We start from the raw sequence: 4475 nt of genomic DNA, 5'->3' as shown, positions 1-4475 counted from the left end.
CCGTGCGCCTCCACCACATCGACGTCCGCTGCCGACAGCCGGGCACTCGCCAACGCGGCCCGGATCACCCGCTGCTGGGAGGGGCCGTTGGGCGCCGTCAGTCCGTTGGAGGCGCCGTCCTGGTTCACCGCGCTGCCGCGCACCACCGCCAGGACCGGATGCCCGTTCCTGTGCGCGTCCGACAGCCGCTCCACCACCAGGACGGCGGCTCCCTCGCCCCAGCCGGTGCCGTCGGCGCCAGCGCCGAACGACTTGCACCGCCCGTCGGAGGCCAGCCCCTGCTGCTGCGAGAACGCCGCGAACGCCGCCGGCGTCGCCATCACCGTCACCCCGCTGGCGAGCGCCAGCGTGCACTCCCCCGACCGCAGCGCCTGCGCGGCCAGATGCAACGTCACCAAGGACGACGAACACGCCGTGTCCACCGTCACCGAAGGTCCCTCCAGACCCAGCACGTACGACAGCCGTCCCGAGAGCACGGCCCCGGCGGTGCCGGTCAGCAGAAAGCTCTCGGACCCGCTGCTTTCCAGGCCAGCGCCGTACCCGGTGGGCGTTCCCCCGGCGAACACCCCGGTCCGGCTGCCGCGCAACGACCGCGGCTCGATCCCCGCCCGCTCCAGCGCCTCCCACGACGTCTCCAGCAACAACCGCTGCTGCGGATCCATCGCCAGCGCCTCACGCGGACTGATCCCGAAGAACCCCGGATCGAAATCGCCCGCGTCGTGAAGGAACCCGCCCTGACGGGCGTACGCCGCGCCGGCATCCCCCTGGTCACCAAGGAGCGCGGCGTCCCAGCCCCGATTCACCGGAAAGCCGGACACCGCGTCCGTTTCGCCGACCAGCAACTCCCACAGCTGCTCCGGGCTGCGCACGCCGCCGGGCAGGCGACATCCCATCCCGACGATCGCGATCGGCTCGCCCTCCATCACCGCCGTCACCATGGACGTGGCGGCCGGCCCATCGGCCGTGTCGCGCAGCAGTTCCGATCGCAGGTGATGCGCCAGCTGGGCCGGCGTCGGATAGTCGAAGATCAGCGTCGCCGGCAGTCGCGCCCCGGCAAGCGCGGAGAGCCGATTCCGCAGCTCCACCGCGGTCAACGAGTCAAAGCCCACATCGCTGAACGCCCGATCGGCCTCGACCGCCTCCGGTGAGGGGTGGTGCAGCACCGTCGCCGCCTCGGACCGGATCATGTCGGTGAGGAGGCGGTGCTGTTCGTCCGGCGAGCGACCCGCCAGCAGCAGGGCCAGCTCTCCGGCCGGCCGGGACTCGGCGGCGCCGGCGGGCACGAGCGCCTGCACGTCGGGCAGTTCGCGAAGGAACGGAACCTGTTGCGGGTCGCTCAGCGTGGCGGCGATCTGGGCCCAGTCGATGTCCGACACGGTCAGCCCGGCCTCGCCGCCCTCCAGGGCCTGCCCGAGTATCTGCAGGGCCAGCTCGGGATCCAGCGCTCTGGTCGGTCCGCTGCCGACCCGGTGCTGCACCGTCGCGTCGGCCTGCGCCATGCCGCCACCGGCCCACGCCCCCCAGGCGAGGGAGGTCGCGGCCAGCCCGCGCCCGCGCCGGTTCTCGGCCAACGCGTCCAGGTACGCGTTCGCCGCCGCGTAATTACCCTGCCCACCACCACCGAACGTCGCCGCCGCCGAAGAGAACAACACGAACGCCGACAGATCCAGGCCCGCCGTCAGCTGGTCAAGATGCGCCGCCCCACCGGCTTTCGCCGCCAGAACGGTGGCCAGTCGTGCCGGGCTCATCCGATCCAGCACCCCGTCGTCGAGCGCGCCCGCGGTGTGCATGATCCCGGTCAGCGCCGGACCGTCCGCGGCGATCCAGTGGAGCAGCCCGGCCACCTCGTCCTTCCGGGCGACATCACCGGTCAGGACCGCCACGGCCGCCCCCGTACCGGCCAGTCGCGCGGCCAGCCGGGAGACTCCCGCGGCCTCCGGTCCCGAACGGCTGCACAGCACCACCCGGGCCGCGCCCCGCTCGGCCAGCCACCCGCCGACCTGTCCGCCGAGCGCCCCGGTCCCTCCGGTCACCAGCACCGTGCCCCGCGAGAAGGAGGCGTGCACCGCCGAGGTCAGACCACCGATCGGCCGAGGGGCTCGGACCAGTCGCCGGCCCCGGATCCCGGCGGCCCGGATGGCGACCTGATCCTCACCGCAGCCACCGAGCACACCCGCCAGCCGGGCCCCGGCCCGTGCGTCGAGAACCACCGGCAGGTCGATCAGCCCGCCCCAACGATCCGGACTCTCCATGGCCGCGACCCGGCCCAGGCCCAGAACCTGCGCCTGAACCGGACGTGACAGCACGTCCTGGGCATCGACCGCCACCGCGCCCTGCGTCACCATCCACAACGGCGCGTCGATCCCGGCGTCCCCCAGCGCCTGCACCAGGCCCACCGACCCGGCGAGACCGGCCGGCACATGGGGATGATCGGCCAGCGGTTCCTCCTCCACGGCGAGCAAGGACAGCACCCCTGCCAAGGTCACGTCGCGCTCGGGTGAACCCGTCAGGACCTCATCGATCCGGGCCCTCAGCACCTCCCGGGAGATGTCCGCGGCGGCGACGGGGGCCACGACGGCCATCGCTCCTTGAGCGTTCAGCGCCCGTACGCACTCCACGGCCAGATCCAGGCCGGCCGGGCCCGTCACCACCAGCCAGGTGCCCGTCAGGCGGGACGGCTCCGGATCGCGGACCGGCGCCCACGAGATCCGGTACCGCACATCCGAGGCCCGTGCCTCCTCCCGTTCCCGCTGCCGCCACGAAGCCAGCACCGGCAGCACCTCACTGAACGGGCGCCCGGCATCGACCTCCAGCGCATCGGTCAGTCCGGCCAGGTCGCCCTGCTCGACCGCCGCCCAGAACCGGGCCTCCACGGCCGAGCCCGAACCGGCCGTCCCCACGCCCGCCCCCGCGTCGGGCGTCGGCGAGGGCCAGAACCGCTGATGCTGGAACGCGTAGGTGGGCAGGTCGACTCGCTGTCCAGGCTCCAGGACGGCCGCCCAGTCGACCGTCACCCCATGGACGTGGGCCTTGGCCAGCCCGGTCAGCACGGCCTGCACTGCCGGAAGGGACGGGTTCAGCATCGGGATGAACGGCGCTTCTTCGGTGAGCGCGGCCGGGCCCATCGCCGACAGGGTCCCGTCCGGACCGATCTCGATGAACACCGACACGCCCAGCGCGGCCATCGCCGCCACCGAGTCCGCGAACCGGACCGCGCCACGGGCCTGGTCCGGCCAGTAGCCGGGCTCCGGCGCCGTCACCAACGCACCCGACAGGGCCCCGACCCACGCCACCGCCGGAGGCGCGTACGCCAGACCGGCGGCCACCCGGCCCAGCTCGTTCAGCACGGGATCCATCCGCGCCGAGTGGAACGCGTGACTCACCCGCAGCCGCCGACCCCGCCGGCCCCGCTCCCGCCACTGCGCCAGGACCTCGTCCACCGCGGCCTCATCACCGGAGATCACCACCGACGAGGTGCCGTTCACCGCCGCCAGGGACACCCCCGCCACCCCGGACAGCCCCGCCAGGATCTCCGCCTCGCTCGCCTCGACGGCGGCCATCGCCCCGCCCGCCGGCAACTCCTGCATCAGCCGGGCCCGCGCCGCCACCAGCCGGCACGCGTCCTCAAGGGTCAACACCCCCGCCGCGTACGCCGCCGCGATCTCGCCGACCGAATGACCGGCCACCACATCCGGTACGATCCCGGCCGCCGCCAGCAACGCGACCAGACCCACTTCCACCGCGAACAACCCGGTCTGGGCGTACAAGGTCTGATCCGCCACATCCGTACCAGCCTGGAGACCCGGAACGCCGAGAACAACGTCCCGGATCGCCGACCCCAGCTCGGCCTCCAGCAGCGCCACCGCCTCATCGAACGCCGCCGCGAACACCGGCGACGCCGCATACAACTCAGCACCCATCCCCGCCCGCTGAGCCCCCTGCCCCGCGAACACGAACCCGACCCGGCCCGACCGGCCAGCCGGTACGGCACCCGAGGTCACGCCTGCCGCCGGCTGACCGGCGGCCAGCGCCTCCACCCCCGCGACCAACCCGTCCGAACCGGCGGCCCCCGTACCGACCCCCGGGGCCAGCCCGTCCGAACCGGCGGCCCCCGCGTCAGCCCCCGGGTCCGGCTCGCCCGGTCGGGCGCCCAGCACGACCGCCCGATGCTCCAGCACCGATCGCGTCGTCGCCAGCGACCAGGCCACGTCCACCGGATCCAGCCCCGCGCCACCCCGCACCAAGCCGACCAGCCGCCCCGCCTGAGCCGCCAGCGCGGCCTCGGTGTGCCCGGAGATCAGCCAGGCCGGAGGCGCCCCCACCAGCACCCGGGACGAACGGTCCGCGGCCGAGCCTGACGCGCCGTCGTCCTGACCATCGCGGCCGTCGGCCCCGGCGGGGGGTGCTTCCTCGATGATCACGTGGGCGTTGGTCCCGCTGATCCCGAACGCCGACACCCCCGCCCGCCGCGGACC

The 4475-nt window shown here is 74.0% G+C and carries 1 protein-coding gene; it reads right to left on the bottom strand.

Going from position 1 to position 4475, the window contains the following annotated elements; genetic code table 11:
• A partial coding sequence (locus ACTMTF_RS49250) for an SDR family NAD(P)-dependent oxidoreductase (protein ID WP_441117014.1) occupies positions 1-4475 on the bottom strand: 4475 nt, incomplete at both ends.

It is taken from the genome of Nonomuraea sp. ZG12 (assembly GCF_052068115.1).
In the GTDB taxonomy this organism is placed as follows: domain Bacteria; phylum Actinomycetota; class Actinomycetes; order Streptosporangiales; family Streptosporangiaceae; genus Nonomuraea.
This window is presented reverse-complemented; position numbering and strand designations above follow the sequence as displayed.